27 protein-coding genes and 1 pseudogene are annotated in these 26,622 nt (G+C 60.2%); 11 read left to right on the top strand and 17 right to left on the bottom strand.

From position 1 onward, the window contains the following. Positions 1-177: 177 nt before the first annotated feature. The 3 genes from MTX36_RS17180 (at position 178) to MTX36_RS17190 (ending at position 1,620) form a co-directional block, all read left to right on the top strand. Positions 178-405, top strand: coding sequence for a BldC family transcriptional regulator (locus MTX36_RS17180; protein ID WP_051730820.1), 228 nt, complete (start codon positions 178-180; stop codon positions 403-405). 59 nt (positions 406-464) lie between these two features. Then, positions 465-830 (top strand): hypothetical protein, encoded by a 366-nt coding sequence (locus MTX36_RS17185; protein ID WP_033237205.1) that lies wholly within the window; start codon positions 465-467, stop codon positions 828-830. A gap of 382 nt (positions 831-1,212) precedes the next feature. Next, positions 1,213-1,620, top strand: a complete 408-nt coding sequence (locus MTX36_RS17190) for a hypothetical protein (RefSeq protein ID WP_051730819.1) — start codon at positions 1,213-1,215, stop codon at positions 1,618-1,620. 353 nt (positions 1,621-1,973) lie between these two features. On the opposite strand, the gene MTX36_RS17195 is transcribed toward MTX36_RS17190, so the two are convergent. The 10 genes and pseudogenes from MTX36_RS17195 to MTX36_RS17240 form a co-directional block, all read right to left on the bottom strand. Next, the gene (locus MTX36_RS17195) at positions 1,974-3,686 is read right to left on the bottom strand and encodes a hypothetical protein (protein WP_033237204.1); all 1,713 of its coding nucleotides are present in this window, start codon (positions 3,684-3,686) and stop codon (positions 1,974-1,976) included. Between the two features lie 114 nt (positions 3,687-3,800). Beyond that, positions 3,801-5,024, bottom strand: a pseudogene (locus MTX36_RS17200) (heavy metal translocating P-type ATPase); the annotation flags it as partial. Next, positions 5,017-5,409, bottom strand: a complete 393-nt coding sequence (locus MTX36_RS17205; RefSeq protein ID WP_243620914.1) for a DUF3703 domain-containing protein — start codon at positions 5,407-5,409, stop codon at positions 5,017-5,019. The pseudogene MTX36_RS17200 and the gene MTX36_RS17205, both read right to left, overlap by 8 nt. A gap of 26 nt (positions 5,410-5,435) precedes the next feature. Next, positions 5,436-5,765, bottom strand: a complete 330-nt coding sequence (locus MTX36_RS17210) for a helix-turn-helix transcriptional regulator (RefSeq protein WP_243620915.1) — start codon at positions 5,763-5,765, stop codon at positions 5,436-5,438. A 318-nt stretch (positions 5,766-6,083) separates the two neighbouring features. Further along, positions 6,084-6,803 carry a TIGR02206 family membrane protein gene (locus MTX36_RS17215; RefSeq protein ID WP_243621007.1) on the bottom strand — a complete coding sequence of 240 codons (720 nt, stop codon included), beginning with the start codon at positions 6,801-6,803 and terminating at the stop codon, positions 6,084-6,086. 89 nt (positions 6,804-6,892) lie between these two features. Continuing rightward, positions 6,893-7,312 carry a Rieske (2Fe-2S) protein gene (locus MTX36_RS17220; protein ID WP_243620916.1) on the bottom strand — a complete coding sequence of 140 codons (420 nt, stop codon included), beginning with the start codon at positions 7,310-7,312 and terminating at the stop codon, positions 6,893-6,895. Continuing rightward, complete coding sequence (locus MTX36_RS17225; protein WP_243620917.1) at positions 7,309-8,574, bottom strand: ZIP family metal transporter; 1,266 nt, start codon at positions 8,572-8,574, stop codon at positions 7,309-7,311. The genes MTX36_RS17220 and MTX36_RS17225 overlap by 4 nt, the downstream gene beginning before the upstream one ends. Beyond that, positions 8,571-9,644, bottom strand: coding sequence for a multicopper oxidase domain-containing protein (locus MTX36_RS17230; RefSeq protein ID WP_243620918.1), 1,074 nt, complete (start codon positions 9,642-9,644; stop codon positions 8,571-8,573). Before MTX36_RS17230 ends, MTX36_RS17225 begins: the two co-directional genes overlap by 4 nt. A gap of 241 nt (positions 9,645-9,885) precedes the next feature. Next, positions 9,886-10,413: a signal peptidase II gene (gene lspA / locus MTX36_RS17235; protein WP_243620919.1), complete on the bottom strand. Its 528-nt coding sequence runs from the start codon at positions 10,411-10,413 to the stop codon at positions 9,886-9,888. Beyond that, a complete protein-coding gene (locus MTX36_RS17240) occupies positions 10,410-11,330 on the bottom strand; it encodes a cation diffusion facilitator family transporter (RefSeq protein ID WP_243620920.1) in 921 nt (306 codons plus the stop codon). The genes lspA and MTX36_RS17240 overlap by 4 nt, the downstream gene beginning before the upstream one ends. 179 nt (positions 11,331-11,509) lie before the next feature. On the opposite strand from MTX36_RS17240, the gene MTX36_RS17245 reads away from it, so the two are divergent. From MTX36_RS17245 to MTX36_RS17270, 6 genes are all read left to right on the top strand, one after another. Beyond that, positions 11,510-13,486 (top strand): bifunctional copper resistance protein CopD/cytochrome c oxidase assembly protein, encoded by a 1,977-nt coding sequence (locus MTX36_RS17245; RefSeq protein WP_243620921.1) that lies wholly within the window; start codon positions 11,510-11,512, stop codon positions 13,484-13,486. Between the two features lie 145 nt (positions 13,487-13,631). Further along, on the top strand, positions 13,632-14,468 hold the full coding sequence (locus MTX36_RS17250; RefSeq protein ID WP_243620922.1) for a M23 family metallopeptidase: 837 nt from the start codon (positions 13,632-13,634) through the stop codon (positions 14,466-14,468). A gap of 31 nt (positions 14,469-14,499) precedes the next feature. After that, on the top strand, positions 14,500-14,859 hold the full coding sequence (locus MTX36_RS17255; protein WP_243621008.1) for a BlaI/MecI/CopY family transcriptional regulator: 360 nt from the start codon (positions 14,500-14,502) through the stop codon (positions 14,857-14,859). After that, positions 14,860-15,810: a M56 family metallopeptidase gene (locus MTX36_RS17260; protein WP_243620923.1), complete on the top strand. Its 951-nt coding sequence runs from the start codon at positions 14,860-14,862 to the stop codon at positions 15,808-15,810. Between the two features lie 118 nt (positions 15,811-15,928). Continuing rightward, positions 15,929-17,686: a cytochrome c oxidase subunit I gene (gene ctaD, locus MTX36_RS17265; RefSeq protein WP_243620924.1), complete on the top strand. Its 1,758-nt coding sequence runs from the start codon at positions 15,929-15,931 to the stop codon at positions 17,684-17,686. Positions 17,687-17,719: 33 nt separating this feature from the next. Further along, entirely contained in the window at positions 17,720-18,259 is a 540-nt protein-coding gene (locus tag MTX36_RS17270; protein ID WP_243620925.1) for a hypothetical protein, read from the top strand. A 122-nt stretch (positions 18,260-18,381) separates the two neighbouring features. Here MTX36_RS17270 and MTX36_RS17275 read toward each other — a convergent pair whose 3' ends face one another. From MTX36_RS17275 to MTX36_RS17285, 3 genes are all read right to left on the bottom strand, one after another. Further along, a complete protein-coding gene (locus tag MTX36_RS17275; protein WP_243621009.1) occupies positions 18,382-18,564 on the bottom strand; it encodes an antitoxin in 183 nt (60 codons plus the stop codon). 157 nt (positions 18,565-18,721) lie between these two features. After that, a complete protein-coding gene (locus MTX36_RS17280; RefSeq protein ID WP_243620926.1) occupies positions 18,722-19,384 on the bottom strand; it encodes a vitamin K epoxide reductase family protein in 663 nt (220 codons plus the stop codon). Next, entirely contained in the window at positions 19,381-20,043 is a 663-nt protein-coding gene (locus MTX36_RS17285) for a DsbA family protein (RefSeq protein ID WP_243621010.1), read from the bottom strand. The genes MTX36_RS17280 and MTX36_RS17285 overlap by 4 nt, the downstream gene beginning before the upstream one ends. 184 nt (positions 20,044-20,227) lie before the next feature. Between MTX36_RS17285 and MTX36_RS17290 the strand changes: the two genes are divergently transcribed. Together MTX36_RS17290 and MTX36_RS17295 are read left to right on the top strand one after the other, a co-directional pair. Continuing rightward, complete coding sequence (locus tag MTX36_RS17290) at positions 20,228-20,770, top strand: copper resistance CopC family protein (protein ID WP_243620927.1); 543 nt, start codon at positions 20,228-20,230, stop codon at positions 20,768-20,770. 38 nt (positions 20,771-20,808) lie between these two features. Continuing rightward, entirely contained in the window at positions 20,809-21,744 is a 936-nt protein-coding gene (locus MTX36_RS17295; protein WP_243620928.1) for a cytochrome c oxidase assembly protein, read from the top strand. A 55-nt stretch (positions 21,745-21,799) separates the two neighbouring features. Here MTX36_RS17295 and MTX36_RS17300 read toward each other — a convergent pair whose 3' ends face one another. From MTX36_RS17300 to MTX36_RS17315, 4 genes are read right to left on the bottom strand one after another with little or no spacing between them, the layout of a single operon-like run. Beyond that, the gene (locus tag MTX36_RS17300) at positions 21,800-22,543 is read right to left on the bottom strand and encodes a DUF305 domain-containing protein (RefSeq protein ID WP_243620929.1); all 744 of its coding nucleotides are present in this window, start codon (positions 22,541-22,543) and stop codon (positions 21,800-21,802) included. Beyond that, the gene (locus tag MTX36_RS17305) at positions 22,536-23,336 is read right to left on the bottom strand and encodes a DUF3105 domain-containing protein (protein WP_243620930.1); all 801 of its coding nucleotides are present in this window, start codon (positions 23,334-23,336) and stop codon (positions 22,536-22,538) included. Before MTX36_RS17305 ends, MTX36_RS17300 begins: the two co-directional genes overlap by 8 nt. A 60-nt stretch (positions 23,337-23,396) precedes the next feature. Further along, positions 23,397-24,998 carry an apolipoprotein N-acyltransferase gene (gene lnt / locus MTX36_RS17310; protein WP_243620931.1) on the bottom strand — a complete coding sequence of 534 codons (1,602 nt, stop codon included), beginning with the start codon at positions 24,996-24,998 and terminating at the stop codon, positions 23,397-23,399. Continuing rightward, entirely contained in the window at positions 24,995-26,575 is a 1,581-nt protein-coding gene (locus tag MTX36_RS17315; RefSeq protein ID WP_243621011.1) for a cytochrome c biogenesis protein ResB, read from the bottom strand. Before MTX36_RS17315 ends, lnt begins: the two co-directional genes overlap by 4 nt. Positions 26,576-26,622: the final 47 nt, after the last annotated feature.

Here is a 26,622-nt window from a genome sequence, read left to right on the forward strand (position 1 = left end):
TGGGTGAATGATCATCGGCACGAGAGAAACAGCTAAATCACAGTGAGCACATGTCGTCATGCCGCCGAAGACTTTGACTCCACGGTCAGCACCGCAACGCCGGCCGCTGCTGCGAGTGATGAGCCGACGGTGGAGGAGGCTACCGCACTATCTTGGTCGGAGGGTTCTTCCGGCGTGTTGGGGAGTGAATCCCAGACAGCTGCAGGCAGCGACTCCGACGGCGGCGATGAGTTTCTGACCCCGGGACACGTCGCTGCGCTTTTCCACGTCACCCCGAAAACCGTCGGCCGCTGGGCCATCGAAGGAAAAATTGGATACATTACGACTGTCGGTGGGCACCGCCGTTACCGCCGCGCGGAAATTCATGCTCTCCTGCGCGCACTCAGTTGCCCGAAAACTGACTGAGTCCAAGCCCAAGGCTCCGAGCCCGGCACTGCCGTAGGTCATGGAGAGGAGAACCTTTCGTGGATTTCGTTGTTCGGGCGGTCTCGACTCTGCCGAAGGTGGCCGGTTCGGTGGTGGAGTCGAACAACTGGCGACTGTATGAAGGGTATCCGTGGGTTGACTGGTTGTTGATTGCTCGTCTGAGCGTGCTGGTGGTCAGGGTCCGACCCGCCAACTGGGAATTCGACGATTGGGTGCGGTGCGGTGAGCAGAGCGGTCTGTTCGGCCCGGATTGTCGTGTGTGGGAGGAGTTCTTCACTCAGCCGCTGACTGTCGGGAGCGAAGGCTCCTGGGTGGACGGCCGTCACCGTGCTGCGCTGATTGCAGCGTCGGGGGCACCTCGGGTGGTCGTAACTGATCCCCGATGGCGTCCCGCGTGGGCATGAGAGGGGCTGACAGGTTCAAAGCTTCACAGGCCCCAATCGGAAACCCTAACCGCACCACCGCCCAGCGAGTCAGCAGCTGGACGGTCTTGGTCCTCGTCCTGACGGGCACGACATGTTCGGGCCGGTCGTGCGTGAGCCCGAAACGGCATCACTTTGCTCGCAGTGCTTAACTTTTGTCGCGCCACCTAACAGTCCCTTGACGACTGGATAAGCCGTCCGGGCACCGTAAAGGACATACGAGATTTGCGACCGGCAAGTCTGGTTTGATCATCCTGTGAAAATTACTCGTTCGGCCGTGTTCGCGGCCACAGCCATCTGTGCCCTTCTTCTCGCAGCATGTGGAAGTAGTGACAAGACGTCGACCGCGATTTCGACTACTTCAGTGGCCGTAACGTCCCCGACGTCCACCGCGAAGGTAGTTCCGTCGGAATCGGCCGGTAACCCAGCAGCCAAGACGGCTTCAGATCCTCGTTGCGCTCCCGCCAGCGCAGAGCTGACATCTCTCGTTAGCTCCGGACTATCGACCAGTGGCTATGGGTTGACCAACGGAACTGTGATCACCGATGGTCCGCTCACCTTCTACGGGGCGACCACAGTCGATGGCGCGGGAAAGACCAAGAACCGCTCCGACGTGTGGGTAATCAACGGCAATGTCGCGTACGCCTCGACTGGTGGCGCACGAAACGGTGGAAGCTGGAGCAAAGCAAGTGATGCACCCTTGAAGATTTCAGCAGGCGACGAGCGGGTTCAGGCCGTCGACAAGTGCGTCGTCAACATCACCACGGGCTGAACCGCACGGGCAAGGCCGGTGCGCACCCAGACAGATAATCCTTTGCCAGTTACCGTATTTCAACGGTAGCTGGTTCCAGGAGTAGGTACAGCGCGCTATTTTGCCGCCGTCCCCAATGAACTAGTTCGGTGGGCGATGCCAGTCGAGAGTCTGGTTGTGGGCCGGCCTTGAATGCGTAGGCGATTCGTTGTCTGCAGTGATGAGTGCCCTGGATCCACTCAAGGGCTTCGAGCACTACGCCCGGGGAATGAACGCGCCACGTATTGGGGAATCTGCAGCACAGCTCGCCGACCGCGATTTCCGGGATCTGCGTCCTGGTCCTCTCGTGTTGCGTTACCAGCAACATTATTTGATCAATTGCGGTTTGTTTTTTCCGTTCCGGGTTGTGTGAAGCCGGGCAGTGTCCACTTGGCGATCATGCGGTCCTTCAGTTCTGGTCCTTGTCCGAGGAGATAGATCAGGAAGTATCGATCTTCCTGGGGTTCGAATTTGATCCGGAATCCTCTTGCAGTGCCGGCGTCCAAGGCCGCGAGAGCTTCCTCTGAATTGACTACCTTCGCCGACCCGTGGATGACCCCGGCATCGCCGAGAGCGAGTTCCTTGGATCCCAGCTTGAGCGTGAAATCCTTCCACGTGAAGTGAGCGGGGCCGCTTTCTGTGAGCTGTGTGCGTAGTTTCGGTGAGTCCAAACCGGACAGAGGCGCAGTCCAGTTGGTGATTCGGGGTGAGGCTGTGAGGTGTCCGTCGATGATGATCCGCGCGACGCGCAGGTTCACCCGCTCCCAGGGGGTTATTTCTTCCGGAATTGCGAAGGAGTGGTTGCAGAATTCCTGTACCACGCTGAGATCGAGTGCGATGCCGTATATCTCGGCGAGTTCTTGTTCCAGTGCCGGGTCGGTCGGCTCCCCGTTGGTTTGATGGGATGCCAGGAAGTCGTCTTTGATGTAGACCTTGAAGATCCCGGGCGACCGCAACGAATCGAGGAGGTCGAGAACAGCTAGTGCATCCTTGGGGCGAATTCTGTGAAAATTGTACGAGAGACGGGATTCTCCCGATCCCCCTGTGCTGATCGGAGCCAAAAGCTCAACCTCTAGGTGCTCGTAGAACGAGATTTCGAGTGAGTAGCCGACTGATCCGTGGTTGATGTACGTGATTCGACCTTCGTGCGCTGACCTGAGTGTCCCGTCGGTGCCGAAGAAGCGAAGCTCAGCGAACTCGCCGACCGCAGGGTTGTCGTTGAGTGGCTCCATCCGGACCGTGACATTGCCGGGTGTACCGGCAATGGCTTGGGGCCCCCGGATCACCATGTTGTTGACGACGTGCGGCGGTAGCACGATTGCTCCGGAGGCGCCGAAATTCATCGACTGCTCAAATTTTCTGCGCACATCGTCGTGTTCAGGGCCGAAGACGCTGTCGAAGCTCACGGTGATGGGGCTTTTCTTATGAGCGTCAGTGTCTTTGGGGCGGACCGTGTAGGTAACTTTGTCGCCTACCCGGGAAAAGTCGGTGGCCCAGAAGAGGTCGGTGGAGTCTGCTTGTGCTCCGAGGTCCAGTATCCGGCGGGTGAGCGGTTTGGAACTGCCGGTGAGCGTCTCCGTTTCGAGACGATACAACTCGACTTCAGGTCGCAGGTGATCGCGCCGGAGGTAACGATAGACGTCCGGAAACTCGGCAATCAGGACGTCCAATCCCACACGGTCGAGAATGGTGACGGGCGGCCGGTCGGGTCCTCCTAATCCCTCAACGAATGTTCGTTCGCCAGGAGTGAGCTTTGCGGGGATCACGAGAATCCACTCGGATGGGGGCGGCGACAGCTTCGTCGCTCGTTCGAATGAGTTGCGAATCTGTTTGTGGCGGGTTGTCTTCTTATCTCCGGAGAATCCGTCTGGGAAGTACTTCAACTGGTGGATGCGCCGGCGATCACTCTGTCGAACTTCGACGTCGATTCCGCCGTCACCGCCCCGCCCGTCCGGGCAGGTCACTGTCGCAATGCCCTGCCACTTCCGCGTCAGCAGCGTCTCGACGATTCTTTCGAAGTCGTCCTTCCCGATCTTGTCCCAGTCCACGCTCAATTCAATAGCCTTTCAGTCGTCATCGCAGAAAGTAATCACCATGTGTGCGCTTGCACCACCAGCAGTTGTTCCATTTATCCCGCCTCAGGCAGGGGCTAGGAACTCGCCGCCGCGGTGGGTGCCATGTAGTCCGTGGCCGGCGACAGCAGTAACGTCATCGGCCGCGTCGAGGGTCGCGGCGGCGGCGAGGATCGCTCGGGCGAGGGGGTGTTCACTGCGCGCTTCGAGTGCTGCTGCGGCCGAAAGTGCTTGTTCGCGGGTGGTTCCGGGTGTGGTGACGACGGCGATGACTTCGGGTGCTCCGGCGGTGAGAGTGCCGGTCTTGTCGAGGGCGACCACCGTGATGCGGCCGAGTTCTTCGAGTGCAGCTCCACCTTTGACGAGGGCGCCGTTTCGGCTTGCGGCACCGATTGCCGCCACCACCGACAGTGGCACGGAGATCGCGAGTGCGCAGGGCGATGCGGCGACGAGCACTACCAGGGCGCGTTCGATCCACAGCATCGGATCGCCGAGGAGTGCGCCGATTCCGGCGACCAGTGCGGCGAGGACCATGATCGCCGGTACCAGGGGGCGGGCGATGCGGTCGGCGAGGCGTTGGCCGGATCCCTTGCGGTCCTGGGCTTCTTCGACGATGTGCACGATCCGAGCGAGTGAGCTGTCGGAGGCGCGGGCGGTGACGTCGACTTCGATGGCTCCGCCGCCGTTGATCGCGCCCGCATGGAGTTGATCGCCCGGTCCGGCTTCGACCGGGACTGATTCGCCGGTGATCGCGGACAGGTCCAGGCTCGTGGTGCCGGCGGCGATGGTGCCGTCGGTGGCGGCGCGTTCACCGGGGCGCACGAGCATCCGGTCGCCGACGGCCAATTCGTCCGGTGTGATCGTGACTTCGCGGCCGCCGCGTAGGACGGAGACGGTCGGGGGCACCAGTGCGAGGAGTGCTCGCAGGCCGCGGCGGGTTTTGGTCACGGCATAGTGTTCGAGGCCTTCGGCGATCGAGAACAAGATCCCGAGCATCGCAGCTTCGGTGATCTGTCCGAGTGCGATCGCGCCGATGGCGGCGATCGTCATCAACGTTCCGACGCCGATGCGGCCGTGTCGTAGGTTCCTCGCGGTGTTCGGCACGAAGGTCGACGCCGCGACCACGGCGGCGACCAGGGCTACCGCTGTGCCGGCGATATCGGAGCCGGTGAGTCCGATCAGCCAGGAGATCGCCAGTAAAAGCGCTGCTGCGGCGGCCACTTGCAGGTCGCGGACATGCCAGAGTCGTTGCTCACTCTCGTGGGCATCGGGCGCGGGAGAGTCGAGGTCTGGGCCGCAGCACGCGTCAGCCATGGGTGCTCTCCGGTTCGGCTGCAGAGTCGATGTCTTCAGTGCGGCTGCGCGCCAGCACTTTCTGCAGATCCTCCGGGATCGGCATCGGTGTCATCAGGCCGACAGCCGTGCGTCCGGTGTTACCGACCGGATACCGCCCGGTCAGGGATCCGGGCGCGGCGACCACGATGCGCAGGACCTGTCCGAGAGCCTCGCGGCGATCATGTTGCCGCAGCGCCAGGGTGAGCATCGAGAGGTGGTTACGGGTGTGAAGCCACGGGTGTGGTTGCGAGAGGATATGGGCGCGTTCGAGGTGACTCCAGCGGATCGCGTCGTCGGAAGCGGTGTGCGCGGAGGACATTTCACGCTCGTACAGTGCGCGAACTGCGGTGTTCGGTGTCGACATGGGGGGTTCTCGCTTTCGTGCTGCGGTCAGCAGCAGCCTTCGTCATCCGATTTCGGGCACAGGGTGGGGTCGACGGCGAGGACGAGGTCCATCAGTTGGCCGAGGGTGTCCCCGATCCGGGGATCGGCGAGTTCGTAACGGGTACGGCGTCCTTCCAGAATGGCGACGACCAGTCCGCACCCGCGCAGGCAGGCGAGGTGATTCGACAGGATCTGGCGGGAGACCCCGATCTGGTCGGCGAGGTCGGACGGATAGCCCGGAGCCTTCCTCAAGCTCAGTAGCACCTGTGTCCTCGTCGAGTCCGAAAGTGCGTAGCCGAACCTCGACAGTGCGTCACGATGCAACAAGGTGTCCATAACTAAGATAATACAGAAAATTATGAATACAGGAAATAGTGAATAAACTGTTCAGTAGATTGCCGACACTCAGTGGTAAGTGCCGACGATGGGATCATGTACGTGCCGACGAACTCGAGCGGGTGAAACTCAGAGGCACCGCGAGTCGCCAATCGGAGCGTGCGCTGCCCACCGGTATCCACATGCCGGTCGAGCAATCACATCTGCCGCTCTCGTTTGCTTACCACTCGCGTGCCCGGTCGATCGGTTGGGCAGGACTCTATGCAGATCGTTGTTGAAACAGTCCAGTACCAGGGGCGCGCGGAGGAACGATGACGGCTAGTCCATAGGTTGATCCGCGGCGTCCTCGTCGAGACTCCCGTCTCGCTCCCACGGCCACGTCATCAGAGCCCAGATGATGAATACGATTGTTATCCCAGAAAACAGATACACCGGCCACGGACCCATCAGATCCAGAAGCGATGCGGTGGAAGGTTTTGCGTTGAGAAAGCCGTAGTTGGTATCGGCGATACGATTGAAAATGAAAGTGACTATCGCCCATGTCAGCGTGACCAGTACCACGAGGCGGTAGCTTCGCCAGCTAGGCCGCATTCTCCGGCCCCACGTGAGGTAGATCGCGGCCCAGACGACAAGCAGGTGAATCACCCAGAAGGCAAGAAACTCGTAACCGGGGAAGTCCGGCCCGACTAGAGCTGGCGAAATCAACGCCTGCGTACTCAATACAAGCCCCCAGTAGTAAGTGAGGGCGAACGGCCAATGTCGGTGCGACCACAAGGCGTAGATCGCGGACACTGTCGCGAGATCGGTGAGTTGTAGGGGTACGGATCCTCCTAGCGTGGGCGAGGACAGCGAGTAGAGCACCGCCGAGCCGTATATCACCGCCAGTATTCCGGCGAGGAAGCGGCTGAGGTGGCGAGCTTGCACTTCGGTCTGCCTACGTCCCGCCCAGATCAGAAACACAGAACCCACGACAAACAGAGCGATGACGACCCAATGCGATAGGCCGTACGCCGAGAACTCAGGTTGCGCAGAGTGCACATCTCTCACTTCCGCAGTGCCGCCGAACACACTGCTCCGGTACAACCTTCGTAGATATCTGTTCTAGTTCGGAAGTGCTGTTCCCCGACTTAGTTGACGATGATCGTGTCCCCAGTGCGAGAAAGTGCGTAACTGTGTAGGGACTTCTGAGCCGGTCTTTGCACGACCGAGCCATCGACGATGGAGTATCGGCTGCCGTGACATGGGCAGTTGATCGTTCCATCGCTGATCTCGGAGACTACGCATCCCTGGTGGGTACATACCGCAGAGAAGGCTTGGAACACGCCTTCCTGCGGTTGGGTGATCACAACTTGCTCGTCCGCCAGAATGACTCCGCCGCCGACAGGAACCGCAGATATCGGAACCTTGGCGCTGCCCAGGGTTACACCGGGTTCGTTGCTGTTGTTCTGCGTGCTGCATCCGGCAACGGCGAGACAAGTTGTCGCGCAGGCTGTTGCGAGGATAGTACGGCGACCGACTTTGATGTCGGATGGATCGATCATGCTCATGCGGGGACCACCAAACCAGTGAGAAACATCAGGAGTATTCCGACACCGACCCCGACGAGGACCAGAGGGTCCAGGTCCGAGCGGCCTTGTGTGCGCAGGGACGGTGCAATTTGGATGATGACTTGAATGATTGCACCGACCCCGACCCCGAGCAGCAACGCAGATACTTCACGGTTGTCGACGCCCGCCCCGATAACAGCACCGAGGATTGCCGGCGCACCCGCGATCAATCCCAACCCCAACAACGTCAGCAGAGGGGTGCGCCGCCGAGCCAATGGTGCGATGATCGCGAGCCCCTCTGTTGTGTTGTGCAGGGTGAATCCGATGACGAGGAACGCGCCGAGTGCAAGTTCACCTACCGCATACGAGGATCCGATCGCGAGGCCTTCTCCGAGATTGTGCAATCCGATGCCAATGGAAATCATCAGTGCCAGGCTGAGTTCGGACGCACCTGTCGCGCCGGCTCGGCGTCGTCTTCCACGCAGGTAGCGATCGATGCACGTGAGCGTCAGGAAGGCGATCGCTGCGCCCAGTACGACGAGAGTGCCGCCGCCGAAGGCTCCGCTCGAGGCTGTTGCCAGCTTGAACCCCTCGCTCGTGCCGTCGAAGATCAAGAAGGCGAGTAGACCGACCGTGACGGCCAGTACGAATCTGACTGCCCTGGAGCCGGCGTGCCGCATCACCGGCAGCAAGAGCATTCCGAGGAGGACCGGGATGATTCCGACGTATGTGCCTAGTAAGGCCATCAAGCCGAAGAATGCCACTCCGGGGGCAGGAGTTGCTACGGCAGCGGGAATTTCGTGTTCGATGACCAATCCTGTGGAGGTGAGCATCGAGACGAGGTACGGCTGTCCGGTGACCCACGGGTAGTCGAGGGTGATCGTCTCGGACCCGAGTCTGCCGATGGGATCTGCAGCTCCTACCAAATCGACGAATGTGTCGTTGACGGCAACTTGCGCGACGGTCACCGCGTCGGGGCCGGTGTTGCGTAGCGTCAACGTGATTCGGCCTGGTTCGAGGGCCGTCCGTTCGACGGAGATGTTCTCGATCGGTGGGCCGGTGCGTTCGGGGAGGCTTTGTCCGGCGAGCATTGCCAGGGCAGTCAAGGCAACGACGATGATCGCGAGTACTGCAGCGCCTCGGAGCCAAAGCCCGGCGCGAGATGCGTCGGCTTGATCGGACTCTGTCTGCGCGGAATCCTCAGTGTCAAAGGAATTCTCATGAGTGCTCGTCGGATGGGTCGGATCCGGAGTGTCACTCATTCGGTCACCTCGAAGAAACCCATCCAGCCCAGATCGGCGAATTCGGTCTTGTGGGCGTGGAACATGTACTTGCCCGGGTAGGGAAAGCGCAGTTCGCATATTCCGCGTTGGCCCTGTGCCTGGATGATCGTGTCCGTGAATTCGCTGGACTCGAGCCGAGTCCCGGTCGGGTAGTAGTCGAAGAAGTTCCCGTGCACGTGGAAGCTGTTGATCGGATCGTATTCGAGGACGTTGACCAGGTAGATGCGAACCAGCTCGCCTCGTTTCACCTGTACCGGTTCGTGCATGTAGTGGAACGGGATGCCGTTGACCGCGTAGAGCTGGTTTCCTTGCCCGTCGAATGTGGTGTTGTAGCCGTGCATCACCATCACCATTTCGTCAGCCGCCGGGCGGCCCTGAGCTGGGTCGACGATGAATGTGCCGTACATGCCGCGGGCAATGTGCTCGGCGAGTGGACTGACGTGGCAGTGATAGAGATGCAATCCGAAAGGGGTTGCATCGAATTCGTAGGTGAACGACTCGCCCGGCTCGATGATGCTCCGGCCTACCCCGGGAATTCCGTCCATTTCAGCGGGATGGATTCCGTGAAAGTGCATCGTGTGAGGGTGCGCGGAACCGTTGACGAACCGCACCCGGAGCCGGTCTCCCTCACTGCATCTCAGGGCGGGACCTGGAATGCGGGAGTTGAAGGTCCACGCGGGAAAATAGACTCCGGGTGCTACCTCGATCTCCTCGTCGGCTGCGAAGATCTCCCACTCGCGCAGGGTTCGGCCGTCAGGCAATTCGGAAGTCGTCCCGTAGTCGAAGTCACGCAGCATTGCCGTGGGATGAAACCCGTTGGCAGTGTGGTTTACCTGCTGACCGGCTCGAAAGGTCGCACCGCTCGCACCGCCTCCGTGATGAACTCCGCCGCCTCCGCCGCCTCCGTCAGGTGCGGCGGAATCGGGGTTGGTGTTTCCGGGATGCGCGGCAGGCGATGCAGACACCACTTTTCCTGCGTTCACCATCAGCCCGGCCGATCCGGCGAGCACCCCGCCGATCAACAATTGACGCCGCGAAGGTGCGTTCATGGCCGACCTCCCGAAGCATCGGCATTCCTAACAGTCAAGAGAGTCACACCTCAAAGTTTGTCATGCCGAACTTTATTTTCATAGCTACCAAACTATGGTGAATGGATTTGATCGATACCCGGCGGGCCTCGTGAATGCCGACGCGTGGGGCGTGGTTTCGGCACCTCGCAGCGCAGAAGTTCGAGGAGACGGATTTCTGCCCCGCCGGCAGCTCTCCGACCCCGTCCGTGCTCGATTCAGGTCACTCGAATTGCGGACGCTGAATCTCGGGTTCGGACCCGCGCGTGGATTCGAACAGTAGCGACACGACGACCAGGATGAATCCGCAGGTGAGGTAGGTATCGGCAAGATTGAAGGTGGGCCACCAGCCGGTATGGAAATAATCGGTGACCCGCTCGTCGAGAGCTCGGTCGACCACGTTGGAAGCAGCTCCGGCGACAATCAAGGCGAAACCGATCACGGCCACCCAACGGCTTTGAGGGATACTCCTCCAGGCGTATACGGCGATGCCAACGGTGACGAGAGCGGTCAACGCGATGATGATGGCACTCGGTAGCCGATCGCCCAGACTGAAGGCAACACCACTGTTGTACGCCAACCGCAACCTGACGACACCCAAATCGATCTCATTGGAGCCGGAAAGATGCTTCCGTGCAACAGGTTCAATCGCCAGGGCGACGAATGCCGAAATGAGCGCCGTCATAGCGAAGACTGCTCGCCTCGTGCGATAGGGAGATTTGCCGTTCGGGGTCACCTTGTCGGTACTCACCACGGAAGCTCCTGACAACGCCCGTCGCCCGCGGCGGGTTCCACCTGCAGGGTCGCATGTACGAGATTGAACCGCGTGTCCAACAGATCCTGGGCAGCAGCAAGAACCTTGGTCGGATCGGATCCTTCGTCGATCGTCAGATGCGCCGACGCAACTTCCATGCCCGATGTGAGCGTCCAGATGTGAAGATCGTGGGCGTCCTTGACTCCGGTGATCCCCTGCAAGGCTTGTGTCACTTCGGTGATACTCATGCCGGCGGGGGCATGCTGGAGCAGGATCCTCACGGCATGGCGGCCGAGATTGAATGCTCGTGGCAAGACGAACAGGCCGATCGCAACACCGATCACCGGATCCGCGTAACGCCACCCGAAGATCAATGTCACCAGTCCACTGATCAGGACTCCGACAGATCCAAGCATGTCCGCCATCACTTCGAGGTAGGCGCCGCGGACGTTGATACTCTCCTTCGCACCGCCGCGAAGCAGCAGAAATGCCGCGACGTTCATTGCGAGGCCGACGACAGCGACAATGCTCACCGGAAGCCCCGGGACCTCAGGTGGATCAGAAAGTCGACCGACGGCTTCGTAGAGAACCCACCCGGCAACACCGAACAGAAGTAGAGCATTGAACAAGGCAGCGAACACTTCTGCCCGGTACATGCCGAACGTGCGATCAGGGCGCGAGCGTGCCCTTTGAGCAAGCAATATGGCGGCAAGGGCCATGAGGATGCCGAACACATCGGTGAAGACGTGTGCCGAGTCGGAGAGCAAGGCGAGCGATGACGTGGACAGGCCCACGATGACCTGCGTGACGAATGTGACCAGGCCGAGTCCGACGGCTATCCATAGCTTGCGCACATGTTTGCCGGATGCACTCGCAGCTTGTTCTGCGACCCCATGGCCATGACCGTGACCCATCTCGGTGTGCCCTTCTTCGTCGTCGACCGCAAGGTCATATTGTCATATGCGCATATTTGATTACTGGATGGCTTCAGTAAACCCCGACTGAAGCACCCATGCAACTATCCGTCATAGTATTTTGGTCCGGAGCGCCGATCGCGCGGGCGAGATCCACAACCCGGAGAGGTCCACCCGCAATGATCGACACCGAACCGGCCGACACCCGCACCGATACTCTCGCCATCGGACGACCAATGCGGAAAGTATTGGGATGGGGTGTCATAGCCGCAATCACCGCGGCGGTATTGGCGCGGGCATCAACTTCCGAAGCGCTCCGATTGCTCGGACTTCCCGATCCAGGTCCCCTGACGATCTACGGACTCCCGGCAGTGATGGCACTCGGCGAGGTTGCCGCCGTGATGACCGTAGGCAGCCTACTTTTGGCCGCGGTTCTCGTTCCCTCTCAAGCCTCGGGCGTGCTCGACGTCGACGGATATTTAGCGCTACGAACCGCAAGTGTCGCCGCCGCTATCTGGGCGATATGCGCGGCACTGCTCGTTCCGCTCACCCTCTCGGACAGTTCCGGCCAACCGCTTTCCGTCGTGTTCGCCGATCCAGGGCCGTTCACTCGCGCGATTTTGGACATCGATGTCACTACTGCATGGGCATGGACCGCAGGGTTCACACTCATACTCGCGATTGCGTGTCGCCTGACCCTGCGGTATTCGTGGACACCGCTTCTCCTTGCATTCGCGCTGTTCAGCTTGCTTCCGAGGGCGTTGTCTGGCCACTCTTCCTCAGGAGGATCCCACGACATCGCTACGAACAGTTTGGTTCTGCATATCCTCGCGGCGTCGATTTGGATGGGAGGAATAGCGGCTCTGGTGCTGCATGCATACAGGAAGGGGAGCCATCTCGACTTCGCAGCGCGCCGTTTCTCGACCGTCGCGCTCACAGCTTTCGTCGTGATAGCGATCAGCGGTGTGGTCAACGCTGCTGTGCGGGTTCCCTTGGCCGCGATGTGGAGTAGTACCTACGGTGTCATGATCCTTGCCAAGGTCGCCGCCTTGATCCTCACGGGGTTGGCGGGTTGGCGCCAACGGAAAGTTGCGCTCGCCGAGTTGGCGAAGGACCCCGGCGACAGGCGCACCTTCACCCAGCTGGCAGTGGTGGAGTCGGTCGTACTCGCAGTAACTGTCGGTATTGCCGTCGCTCTCGGCCGCACTCCGCCCCCTGCTCCCACGGAACGACAGGATCCGAGCAGGGTCGAAGAAGTGCTCGGATATGCACTCAACGGCGCGCCCACTGCGGGTCGCTTGCTCTTCGACTGGCGATTCGATCTCATCTTCGGAACTCTCGCTCTGGTGTTGGCCGCTTGCTATCTCGTCGGCGTTTTTCGACTCCGGCGGCAGGGCGGGCGGTGGTCGACGCGCCGTTCGGTGAGCTGGGTTCTCGGATGCCTCGTGTTGCTTGTTGCCACATCGTCTGGCGTTGGAAGGTACGCGCCCGCAGTGATGAGCGTGCACATGGGCGCAACGTCAGCTGTTGCGGTACTCGCTCCGCTCTGTCTGGTCCTGGGAGCTCCTTTCACGCTGTTTCGGCTCACCGTTCGCCGGTCATCCGGAGATGCGCCCGGACTGAGGGAATGGACACGAAGCTTGTACCGGGGCGCCTGGTTCCGATTCTTGTCCCGTCCCTACGTGATTGTTGTGCTTTTCGCCGGAGCTCTGTACTTCCTTTACCTGGGAGGGCTGTACAGCGCTGTCGCGGGTTCGCACGTCCCCCATCTGGTAATCAATGGAACCCTGCTGATCTGCGGTTTCATGTTCTTTTGGGTAATGGTCGGCGTTGATCCCTTGCCGAACCGAGCGAGGACCTCAGTCAGAACGGCCCTGCTCCTGGCAGCGTTCTTGGCCTACGTGGGCCTCGCCGCGGTACTGATCACCACCGACACCGTGATCGCCGATCAGTACTTCACCTCGTTGCAACGCGGCTGGCTCGACAACCTTGCACGAGATCAACGCCTCGGTGCCGGACTGATACTCGCGGTCGGAGCAATGCCTCTGGCAATTGCTACAGGGGCTCTCGCCATCGAGCGCTGCTCGTCGAGAGGCCGACGTGCGGCAGGTCAGGAGGAGAAGGTGTGCATTCCCGGTGGGGGCGTTTCGTTGTGATTCTGAGCGTTGTCAACTCTCACCGAAAAACTATGCAAAATAGTAGTACGCTGTCTGAGGCCGTCACCATTCCGTGACCTTCCGCGACGCAAGGAATGCGATTTTGTCCCGACACCGCAAGCCCGACATCGACAATCTTGACTGCATGCTTCCGGAAAGTTACCTTTTCGACGCTCTCCGCAGTGATCACGAACTGCCAGTCGATTCGACGTATATCTCCACCCCGTCTGCAGTCGAATCGGACACCGTCCTTGGAAGTGTTCAGCGGCGAAGAGGCGGCGCTCATCGCCGACAGTCCCGCAGTCGCCCTGGCGGGCGGGCATTGGTTCTCTCTGTTGCCACCGGCGCTTTGCTCGCCGCCGGTACATCCGCTTCGCATGCCTCGTCAGAGAGTGTCAGCGTCCCCGTCGAGGTCGATGCGCAACCACTGGCACCGCTGGAGCAGGCACTGGCATCGGCTCCGGAAATTCTTCAGGTTCCCAAACTGGCCGATCTGGGGAGATTCGCCGAACAGTTGGCTCGTGGCACCGAACGCGACGCAGCACGCGCATCGAGAGAGGTAGCTGCACGCGAGCCGCTGACGGTGTCTCCCGTAAGCGGAACGTTGACGTCAAATTACGGACCGCGGTGGGGGTCGACTCACTACGGGTTGGATATTGCCAATGAGATTGGTACGCCTATTGTCTCCGTTACCGCCGGTACGGTACTCGAGTCCGGGCCTGCGTCGGGTTTTGGACTGTGGGTCCGTATCCTGCAAGATGACGGAACGATCGGAGTCTTCGGGCACATCAATGAGACACTGGTAACAGCAGGTCAGAAGGTGCGTGCTGGAGAATTGATCGCGACAGTAGGAAACAGGGGACAATCAACAGGGCCACATCTGCATTACGAAGTGTGGCAGGCCGACGGGCAGAAGGTCGATCCCATGGCATGGTTGGACGCGCGCGGGGTGCAGATCCAGTCCCCGGCCGTCAGTGACTGACGTGATCGACGATTTTCGAAGGGGAAGGAAGATGAAGAGACTCGGCGGGCTCGAAGCCGAAGTGATGAACCTCCTTTGGGATACAGACGAGCCGCAGTCTGTACGGGATCTGGTCGACCGCCTCGAGGGAGACGCGCCGAAGGCGTACACCACGATCTTGACCGTCGTGACTCACCTTCACGAAAAAGGTTGGGTGCAGCGGGAAAAACGAAGCCGTGCGTACATCTATTCGCCATCGCGTAGCCGCGACGAAGCTACCTCACTGGCCATGCGCGAATTACTCGACAACAGTAGCGATTCGGTTTCAGCGCTCCTGCACTTCGCGCAAAACGTCTCGGAGGACGAACACGAAGCACTCAGGCGAGCACTGGATAACGGCAAGGTCCGGTAGATGACTCTCGCTGCTGTCCTCTTTCTCGGGGCCGTACTCATCGGAGCGTTCATGCCCAAGGTTTTGCGCCGCTTCGAATCGACCAATCTGGCTCCCACCGCGATTCTCACAGCATGGATAGGCAGCATCGCGAGTCTGGCATTCCTGACCGTGTCGGCAGTAGTGATCCTCCTGTGGCCGAGCCATGCGCCGGCTGAAGAACTCTCCGAAGCCCTCGTGCGGTGTTTCACTGCATTCCAGCACGCGATGGCGCCGTGGATCGGGGAAACGCTCGCCGTCGGCGGAGTTGCGGTTACTGCGCTCATCGCCGCTCGCAGCCTGTTCTTGGCGCATAGACAACACAAAGGTAGTGCGAAGGTACGCGACTACCACCGTGATGTCGTATCGATCATCGCCCGCGCAGATCCGGTATCGGATGATGTTCTCTGGCTTGATCATCCAATGCCGATGGCCTATAGCGTCGCGGGACGGCCAGGGTTCGTCGTAGCGACCAAGGGGCTCTCCGACTGCTTGACTGCACCCGAGCGTGAAGCCGTGATCGCACACGAGCGTGCGCACTTGCGAGGTCAGCACCACCGAATCATCAATGTGTGCGAAGTCTTCGCGAAGGCGCTGCCGGTGATCCCGTTGTTCGCAGCAGCTCCTGCTGCGGTGCGTCGGTTGGTCGAGCTTGCGGCCGATGACCGAGCCGCGCAGGCCACCAGTCCCGATGTCGTCAGGTCGGCATTGCGTGTGGTGGCGACGTCGCCACTCCCTCAACCGGTGTGGACCCTCGGACTCGGTGATGACGAGATCTCGGTGCGCTTGGTCAGGTTGCAGGCCGATTCCCGGCTTCGTGCGACAAAGCTGGTCTGTGTTTCTGCAGCGGTGCTTCCGATGATCGTTCCCGTGATCGCCGCGTTGACGACCTTGATCATTTTCTCTGCGTCCACTCATGCCCTCGTGACCTGAAGAGGGGACCGGAAGGTCGCCGGTTCAGCGCCCAGAACCCAAAAACTATGCAACGTAGTAGTTGAGTTAAGCTTCTGTCGCACACTCTATTTGCGTCTCGACAGGAAGCGGGCTGACTATGACCGCAATTGCACCACCCCCTACTCCCATCCGGCCGTACCCCGCACGTGCGGCAGCGAAGGGATCGGTGCTCCGTAACGCCATCACGACGACCGATCACAAGACGCTCGGCCTGATGTACTTGGTAACCTCGTTCGCATTCTTCCTCATCGGCGGGCTCATGGCGCTGATCATGCGTAGTGAGCTGGCGATCCCGGGTATGCAGTTCCTGTCGAACGAGCAGTACAACCAGCTGTTCACCATGCACGGCACGATCATGCTGCTGCTGTATGCGACACCGGTGGTATTCGGATTCGCGAATTACATTCTCCCCCTGCAACTCGGTGCGCCGGATGTGGCTTTCCCCCGATTGAATGCCTTCAGTTACTGGCTGTATCTCTTCGGCGCTCTGATCGCGACGGCCGGATTCGTCACCCCCGGCGGCGCCGCAGATTTCGGCTGGACGGCCTACACCCCTCTGAGTTCGGCAATAAACTCACCCGGCGTAGGGGCTGATCTGTGGATTGTAGGCCTGCTCGTATCAGGTCTCGGCACCATTCTCGGTGCGGTCAACATGATCACGACCATCGTCAGCCTTCGAGCTCCGGGTATGACGATGTTCCGCATGCCGATCTTCACGTGGAACATCTTCGTCACCTCGATCCTGATTCTGTTGGCCTTCCCACTTCTGACCGCAGCACTGTTCGCGTTGCTCTACGACCGCAGATTGGGCGGTCATATTTTCGACCCGGCAACCGGCGGAGTTCTGTTGTGGCAGCACTTGTTCTGGTTCTTCGGCCACCCCGAGGTGTACATCATCGCGCTGCCGTTCTTCGGCATCGTCTCGGAGATCTTCCCGGTCTTCAGCCGTAAGCCGATCTTCGGATACCAGGGCCTGATCTATGCGACATTGGGCATCGCGGCCCTGTCGATCGCGGTGTGGGCGCACCACATGTACGCAACGGGTGCTGTTCTGCTTCCGTACTTCTCGTTCATGACGTTCTTGATCGCAGTGCCGACCGGCGTGAAGATATTCAACTGGATCGGAACGATGTGGAAGGGGCAGTTGACCTTCGAGTCGCCGATGCTCTTCTCACTCGGTTTCCTGATCACCTTCCTCTTCGGCGGTCTTTCCGGTGTACTGCTGGCCAGTCCGCCGATAGATTTCCAGGTCACGGACAGCTACTTCGTTGTCGCCCACTTCCACTACGTGGTCTTCGGCACCGTTGTGTTCGCCACCTATGCCGGTATCTACTTCTGGTTCCCGAAGATGACCGGTCGCATGATGGACGAGCGACTCGGCAAGTGGCACTTCTGGACCACGTTCGTCGGCTTCCACATGACCTTCCTGGTCCAACATTGGCTCGGTGCGGAAGGCATGCCGCGACGATATGCGGATTACCTTCCCTCGGATGGATTCACCACACTCAATACGGTCTCCACGATCGGGTCCTTCATTCTCGGAGCGTCCACCCTGCCGTTCATCTGGAATGTCTTCAAGAGCTACCGGTTCGGTGAAGTTGTGACTGTCGACGATCCGTGGGGCTTCGGCAACTCGCTCGAATGGGCAACCAGTTGCCCGCCGCCGCGCCACAACTTCACCGAGTTGCCGCGCATCCGCAGCGAGCGTCCGGCATTCGAACTGCATTACCCGCACATGGTTGCCCGGATGCGAGCAGAAGCACATGTCGGCCTCACCGGACACCCGACGCAGAATTCGCAGAAATCGGAAAAGATACTCACCACATCCGAGCCTGACAGTGACGGAAAGAAATAGCCGCCGGCGCTCGATGACGATGGGAGAGTGACAATGTCAACACGCACAATGCCGGTAGTGCGCGTGCCGGCAACAGATACCGCTGCCGCCCTACTACTTGATTGGTTGATTCGAGACGTGCTGCCGGCGGCCCTCGACGGTGGCGCTGCGAACCATGCAAGTGTCCGGTTGCGGACTTTGCCCCCGATATCTCATCGCCACATCCGAAGCCCCCGCAAGCTGCGGGTTCACGCCCGTCGCGTAGGGGACACAATCGCCGCAATCGAGGATCAAATCCGGATCCGAGCGGTTTCCGTTGATGCAGAGCGGGCCCTTGCTCGACCCACCATCGTCCTTCCCGATCCTGTGCTGAACGCAGCAGCCAGCATCGGTGGCGCAATGATGGATATCGGGAGTTCCTCAGCGGCATTGGCCTATCGCGCGCTCCTTCTCGTTCCGGCAACCATCGAGTCGGAAGAGGCGGCGTTCTCGACCCAAGTGAGGGTGATCGATTCCTATTGCGCTCTGCTTACGCGGCTGTGGCACAGCGATTTTCAGGCGAGCATCGTCATTCCTCCGCCTATCGAACCCTGAGCGCTCCTCGCTTCGGTGTGCTGTGATGAGGGCGTACCGAAGCGAGGTGTTCGTCATGGGAGCCGGTTCCAAGACGTATCGCTTCGCGACCGAAGCACAAACATTCGGCACGGCGGAAGCGATTACTTCTTCGGAGGAATCGCTCTCTTTACCGCAAGAGCAGCCCTCTGGATCTGGCTGGTCATTTTTCCGCCGGTCTTGGCTTCGGCAGACGCTGCGGTTTTCTCGATCGCCTTTTCGATCTTGTCGGCGTTCTTCGAGGCAGCTTCCTTGCCTTTGTCGACCAGCGCTTTCGCTGCACCCATGAGTTTCACGTTCATCTCCTTCGCCTATCCGCAATCGCCTCTGTTCTGGAGGATTGCAGACCTAAAAACTAAGCTTCATAGTAGTTTAACGATGCTGAAGGCGGACGGAGCATGCAACTGCCGAGATGGACGGCACCGGCACGTTTTCGTGAGGCTCTCAGACCAGCGTCGACCAGTAGTCCCAGAACGCGTTGAGAATCAGGCTCATGACGGACAAGACCCAGATGGTCGGCACGAGTGAGTGATTTCTCGCGCCGAGGGCAACGACATTCTTCAAGGTTCGCGAGGAGGATGCCGGTCTACGGGTAGCCAGGTGCAAAGTTGCGTACCAGAGGGCTGTCATCGTCACCACCCACACGACCATGCAGTAGGGGCACAGTGCCTGGATTCTGTACAGGCTTTGGAAAATCAGCCAGTGAACCAGCACCGCGCCGGCGAACAATCCGATGACGATGCACCGCCAATACCATTGGGGCAGTGCGTTTGCTGCGGTGAGTGTCACGATTCCCGTGGTCAACAGGACCGTGAACGCGACCACGCCGAGGATCGAGTTCGGGAAACCGAAGATCGACGCCTGCGAAGAACTCATCACCGATCCACAGCTGAGGACGGGGTTGATGCTGCAGGACGGGCGATACGAGGGATCTGCGAGAAGCTGAAACTTCTCAACAGTCAGTATTAGAGACGCTGCCAAGCCGAGAGCGCCGGCACTTGCGAGAATCCATCCGACGACATAGGAAGAACACACTTTCGGGGACGACCCGACAGTCGGAGGCGTCCCGGTATCGACGTGGGCGCCGCTTATGCCCGTCGATGTCATTGGGCCAGTGCTGCGTCGATGCGAGCGGTGAGATCGTCATATGTCGGCATGGATGGCAACTGGACGCCGTTGAGGAACAGCGTCGGTGTGCCCTGTACTCCCAGGTCGATGCCTTCGTTGAAGTCTTGTTCAACGCGCTTTGCGACCGCCGGGTCATTCACATCGGCTTCGAAGGTCGCCATGTCGAGTCCCAGGTCCTGTGCGAACGTACGAAAGAGCGCTTCTTGAGACTCGGACGACTCGCCCCACTGGGTCTGCGTGTCATACATCCGCTGATACATCTCGACGAACTTCCCTTGCCGAGACGACGCTTCGACGACTCGCGCCGCGAGTCCACTGTTCGTGTGACTGGGGATGGGGAAGTACCGTACGCCGAACGTGATGCGGTCAGCGTACTGAGCACGTATCCGCTCCATCGTCGGATACATCGCCAGGCATGCCTCGCACTCGAAGTCGAGAAACTCCACCAGCACGACGTCGTTGTCCGGCGCAGTGGAAAGCAGATGCGTGTCGTCGCGGAGAACCGACGAGTCCGAAGCGCCGGCGCCGGTGCCGGCGCTCTCCGTCCCGCTGCGGTTGCCGAGCAACAGCGTGCCGAGGACGACAGCGAAGACGGCTACCAGGGCTATCGAGAATTTTGCGTTGGTGGTCAACTTCATGGATCCGCCTACCTGGTCGGTGTTCGTCGATGCGCGCAACCTTCCGGCCACCACACGCCCCTGAATACTATGCAACATAGTAGTCGGAGGTAGTGTCTCAGCGAGGTACCGGTGTGCATCGATCGCCGGACTCCGCACCTCGATGGTGTGGGCTAAGTAGGAGGAACAGATTTTGAGGCGTGCAATGGTTGTGCTGTTGGTGGCTGCGGGGTGCGCGCTCATCGGCGCAGGTACCGCGCAAGCGCACAGTGCACTGGTCGGATCGACTCCATCCGCCGACGCGGTTCTCGACACCGCGCCGAGTTCGGTGGAATTGGTTTTCAATCAGAAAATTCAGACGAGTTTCGCGAACGTGACCGTCAGTACGGCCGACGGGATGCAGGTCGGCGCCGGGGAGTCGTCGGTGCAGGGAGAGCGTGTTTCTCTCGCGACGACCGGTCAGATGACTTCCGGCACCTACACCGTTGGGTACCGCGTGATCTCCGAGGACGGACATCCGATCACGGGGTCGTACGCCTTCACCTTGAACGTGGCGACGAACAATGCTGCGCCGTCTCCCACAGGTGCCGCACCTTCGGTGACCGTCGCGCAGTCGGCGGCAACCAGCGACGCTGGCTCCGGCGGCGGATCTCCGCTGTTGTTGCCGATTCTCGGTGGCGCAGTGGCAATCCTGTTCGTGATCGGGATGGTCATCGTCCTCCGCGGAGACAAGCGCTCGAAGCGCTGAGTCACAGTAGGGTGGGGAGGGAAGGGACAACGTAGGCGATGGACTGGATACGTTTGCCCGAGGCAGTGCCTTCGTTCGGAGCAATGATGGGATGGGCTCCGCAGCCACTGCCGGTCCTACCGCTGATCGGAATCCTGCTGGCAGCGTGGTACTGCTGGGGTGTCCACCGGGTGACGTCTTCCGGTCGGGAGTGGCCGTGGACGAGGACAGCCAGCTTCCTCTTCGGCTGTGTGTTGCTGATCTTGGTCACGGGTCTCGCCATCGAGGGCTACGGGTACGAACTCTTCAGTATCTGGATGTTCCAGCATTTGACCCTGTCGATGGCGATTCCACCACTGCTCGTTCTCGGCAGCCCAGGTCTTCTCCTGCTGCGCTCCACGCCTCACACAGGTTGGGGAATTCCGATCCTCAAGCTTGCATTGACGGCGCTCCGAAGCCGGACCGCGAAGATTCTGCTACACCCCGGCGTCACGATTCCACTGTTCCTGTTCAGCTACTACGGCATCTACCTCTCGCCGGTATTCGACCTGGTGGCGTCGTCCTGGGTCGGTCACACAGGCCTGGAGATCTTCTTCCTGGCCACCGGAGTGTTGTTCATCGTTCCGGTGCTCTCATCCGGTCCGTTGCCCGTCAAACAAAGCAACCTGGGGCGATGTTTCGACCTCTTCGTCGAAATGCCTCTCCATGTTTTCATCGGCGTGATCCTGATGATGGCAACCACGCCACTCCTGAGTACCTTCACCAATCCGCCGACGTCCTGGAACGTCGATCTGATGGCCGATCAACAGATGGCAGGGGCCTTGGCATGGTCCTACGGAGAACCGGTCGCGTTGATCATCATGGTGGTTTTCGCGATGAGGTGGAATCGCGACGAATCCCGCACCAACGCTGCAGTCGAGAAGGAAGTCGCCAGGGACGGTGACGTCGACCTCGAGGCCTACAACGAATTCCTCAAAACCCTTCCCCGCCGATAAATTTCTCGGCATTGGTGATCCGGTTCGGCGGATGAGACGGTGGATGAGAAAAGTGTCAGTTCATCGGGATCGGTTGGGCGCCTCTCACTGCGAGTAGTTCTCGCAATGCTGCCGATTCCGTTTGCTGTGTGGCGGCGATCTGTCGTGCAAGATTTGTCACGACGGAGAGATCGGCATTGTCGGCGGCGTATTGGGCCATCGGGATTCCCCCTTGATGGTGGCGCAACAGTAATTGAAGATAGCGAATCTCGAATGCCGGTCCAGTCAGCACGCGTAGTTCCGCGAGTTCGGCGGGAGAGGCCATGCCCGGCATCGCAACTGCCGGATTTGTGTCGGAACCACCTTGTCGGGTGCTCATGCCGGGCATCGAGTGATTCATCGACGAGGAAGTCGAGGGCATCCACTCCATGGACCCAACTGCGCTCTGGGCGGGGCGATCCCAGAGCGACAGCCACCCCTGCATCATCCCTATCTGACTTTGCTGAGTAGTGACGACGTCGTACGCAAGAGTGCGGATGGCAGGGTCAGCGGTGTTCATCAATGCAAGGGACGACATCTCGACTGCTTGCCCGTGGTGAACCGACATGTCCTGTGCGAAGCCGACCTCCACGGCGCTGACGGGTGGCACCTCCTGTGAGGTGTTCTCGATCCGCCCCTTTGCCCACAGCCCGATGATGATTCCGATCAGCAGAGCGATGACAACACCGACCACCAATACTGCGGGTGGCGTGTCATGGCGTTTGCCTGATGAATCGGATTTCGACTCGGACTGAATCGGTACCGCATCGTGTTCAACCATTTCCGCGATCCCCCGTGATCACAGGCGCCGGTGTGGTCGTTGCTACAGGAAGATCAGTTGCTGACTGCTCCGATGCTGCGGGAATCGCATCAGGGCCTGGCGGAGATGCGTCGAAGGGGAAAGGCGCCTCCGGGTCGAATCCTCCAGGGACCGTCGCACAGCTGGCACCGACCTCCGGATGTGTGTTCGGGTTCTGTTTGAGGGAGGTGATGAATTTCGCGATACGGGGGTCGTCGACGCTGTCGACCTCGAGTTGATGTCCCCACGATTGAATCGAAACTGGTGAATCGATACCGGGGAACGGTGACATCAGGGAATACGGTTCACCATTGACTTGGGAGGCAAGGGCGTCGACGTCGGACGGGTTCAACGAGTCGGGGTTGTACGACACCCAGACCGCGCCGTGCTCAAGCGAATGCACCGCACTTTCGGTCCGTATCGGCTCCGGGTAGACGATGCCTGTGCATGTTGCCCAGTACTGATCGTGCGCTCCTCCCAGAGGCGGAGTTTGATCGTATGCAACGCGCTGAGGCGCTTGAATATGATTGCCGGCCGCGTATTCGATCTCGGTCACTCCATCGATCGACTGCGAAGGGTCCGGGTTGTCCGCGCTCGGAGCGTATTTTTGCGCCTCGGTCCGCTCGATGGCCTTGGGCACCATGTTGTAGGCGATGATCGAGACCAGGCCGGCGATAACCAGGACTGCTATCGATATCGACCACGGAAATCTTCGGCCGCCAGGCACCCCACCGCCGCGGGGGCGGAGTGTGTTCTTCTTGTGGCTCTTCGACATTGGCGGACTCGTTCCCTTGTACGCTGGCACCGACACTGAATTACTATCCATCATAGTAATTCATGTTTTCGTTCTTCTGCCGCGACGGAATCGACATGCGGCCGTGAAGAGTGGCGCGGTAGCGAGAGAAAGAACGATCACCGACAGGGCGATCTCGGGAACCGAACCCACACGTGTTGCCAGCGTGAGATCGGAACGCACGGCGATCTCGTCGGTCAATGCTTGTGCTGTGAAGATCTCACTCTGTTGACGCACCACACCCGCTGGCGTGACGATCGCACTGACACCACTGGTTGCTGCGATCAACACAGTGCGACCGTGCTCGACTGCCCGCACCCGAGACATGGCCAACTGCTGAAATGTCATCTCCGTCCGGCCGAAGGTCGCATTGTTGGTAGGAACCGCGATGACTGTGGCTCCCGCTTTCACAGACTCGGTCACCAGATCGTCGAAGGCCACCTCGTAGCACGTGGCAACGGCCAATCGAATCCCATTGAGGTCGACGACTCCGTTTCCGTTGCCGGCAATGAAATTGCCCGCTGCATCGGCATACGACGACACTGCACGAACGATCGAACGGAGCGGCAGATACTCCCCGAACGGCACGAGTTGTCGTTTGATGTGCTGCTGGCCAGGGCCATCCGTGGGATCCCACACCATGACACTGTTGATCGAGGCGCCCGCCTCACCTTCGAGAACCGTACCGACCAGGAGCGGCGCCCCGATCGAACGGGCTGCTCGGTCCAGTCGATCCGCCGCATCCCGATTCACCAAAGGATCTATATCCGAAGCATTTTCGGGCCAGATAACAAGCCGTGGCCGGGCTACGCGACCGGCCACGACATCAGCTGCGAGCTGCTCGGTGCGGGCAACATGATTGTCGAGCACCGCTCGCCGTTGGGCGTTGAAATCGAGGCCGAGTCGCGGCACGTTGCCCTGAACGACGGTCGCAGTGACGACTTCGTCAGGGGTGACTTCAGAAGAACTCACCACGAATGCACTCACAAAGACGAGGACGATGGCCGCGCCGCCTTCTGCCCATGCCTGCCGTCGAACGGAGTAAGGCCGGGTCAGGGACCAGGCGAGGAGCGTTCCGGTGAGTGCGGTCACGAAGGACAGCCCTGGCGCCCCGGCTATCGCAGTCAACGGCAGCAGCGGACTATCCGCCTGCCCGAAGGCCAAACGCCCCCACGGGAAACCGCCGAACGGAACTCGGCTACGAAGCGCTTCTGCGGTGACCCATGCGCCCGCAATCCACACCGGGGAAGGCGGAGCGCGACTGACCGACACTGCGAGGACGCCGAACACGCCGAATGCAAGCGCTTCTATCGACGCCAACACCAACCAGGGCGTTGGACCCACGTACGCCCCGACCCACGGCAGCAAGGGCACGAAGAAGCCCAGTCCCGCGGCATAGCCGAATCCGAAACCCGCACGGAGACTACGACCCCGGAGAACGACCGTCAGCAGAGCGATGGCGACAGGGGCGAGAAACCACAGCGTGCGCGGCGGAAAGCTGAGAAACAGCAGCCATCCAGCGCCCACCGAAAACGCGAGACGCAGGGCAATCCCACCGCTGCGCCGCGTGGACCGATCATCTTTGGGGCCTGTATCAGTGTCGCCGTCGGTAGCGATTGCACGTTCGGCCGAAGGGACCCTCACATGCCCGCACTTATCGAGGGAGAGCTGCGCTGATCCGCCAACAATTTCTCGCGAAGGTCGTCGAATTCGCCGCCCCACCCTGCATGATCGGTCCTCGCCAGTCCACCGAGTTCGAGATCAACCTGCTCCGGTCCTGCCCCCGGGCGTAGGCGGACCCACACCCGTCGCCTCCTGATCACGAGCGAGATCAGAAGTCCGAGCATCATCGTGATCGCAAAGACGAGAACCCACTGTTGCACAGGGTCGTACGACACCTGCAGATTGGCGAATTCCTTTGCGCCGTCGAACCGAACCTGTGTTCCATCGGTGAGAGTTCTCGTCTCTCCAGGACGAAGGTTCACACGATCTTGTTTGACCAGCCTTCCTTGGTTGATCATTTCGGTATTCAACGAGAAGATCGACTGCGGAATGCCGGTGTCCAGACCCGTATCGCCCTTGTAGATGTCGATCGCGACCGCAGGGTCACGCGCATCGGGAAACGACGAAGTCAGAAGCGTCCCGCTGAAGGACGCGGTCGGTGCGAAGAGTCCCTCGATGGCGATCTGATTCTTCCGTCGCTCGTCCGGATTCGGAAACGATCCACCTGGAGGATCGAACCGCAACGCCCCACTGCTCAGGAACGTGACCGCGTCGTCCGGTTGAAACTGCATTGTCTCGGTACGGGACTGTCCATCGGGGAATGTGACCGTGAACTGCGGTGCGTACCCATGGCCGGTCAGATAAACGCGGGCACCATCGGTACGCAACGGTTCGTTGACCCGAAGACGATAGTCTTTCCACGTATTGGTCGCGATATCCTGCCCGCTCTGGTACGAAATGTTGGAGGTGAACATTTCGGCCTGACCGGTATCGAGATAGTCTGCGGAGAAGTCGTTGACCTTGATGCAGAAAGGTGCGAGACCCGTTCCATCAGTTGCATTTCCGGATCGAAACGAGTCGTACACGGCGGGTGACGTGTTGCAGAAACCGGGGCCGCCGTCGGCAATGACGATCACCGAACCCTCATACCCCACCAACTTGCCGATGGCGACGGTGACGAGCAATCCGATCAGCGAGAAGTGGAAAACCAGATTCCCTGCCTCTCGCAGATACCCCTTTTCCGCGGAAACCGAGACCTCGGAATCCTTTTCGGACCTGACGGCTACACGCCAGCCCTTGAGAGACCGGCGCACTCTGGTGAGGGCCTCGTCATGCGAGATATCTACTACGCCGCGGAAATGGTGCGGCAACCGGGACAGATTCCGAGGCGCCCGGGCAGGTTGGCTCCGAAGCGCGCCGAGATGTGCCTGCAAGCGTGGAAACAGACAGCCGATGAGAGAGAGAAAAAGGAGGACGTAGATCGCGGTGAACCAGAAGCTGGAAAAGACGTCGAACAACTCCAGCTTGTCGAACAGCGGGCCAAGGGTTGGTTGGGCAGCGATGTACTGGGAAACTTTCTGTACGTTGAGATTTCGCTGAGGCAACATAGCGCCGGGAAGTGCTGCGAGCGCCAAGAGGAACAGGAGCACGAGCGCGGTACTCATCGACGTCAGCCTGCGCCAATACTGGCGCAGTAGTCGAATGCTTTCTCGGATCATCAGTCTCGGGAGGCGACGGATGCGAGCTCCCGCGGTGGCGCTATCTG

Origin of the sequence: Rhodococcus sp. ARC_M6 (assembly GCF_022810305.1) — a bacterium.
Taxonomy (GTDB): Bacteria; Actinomycetota; Actinomycetes; order Mycobacteriales; family Mycobacteriaceae; genus Rhodococcus_F.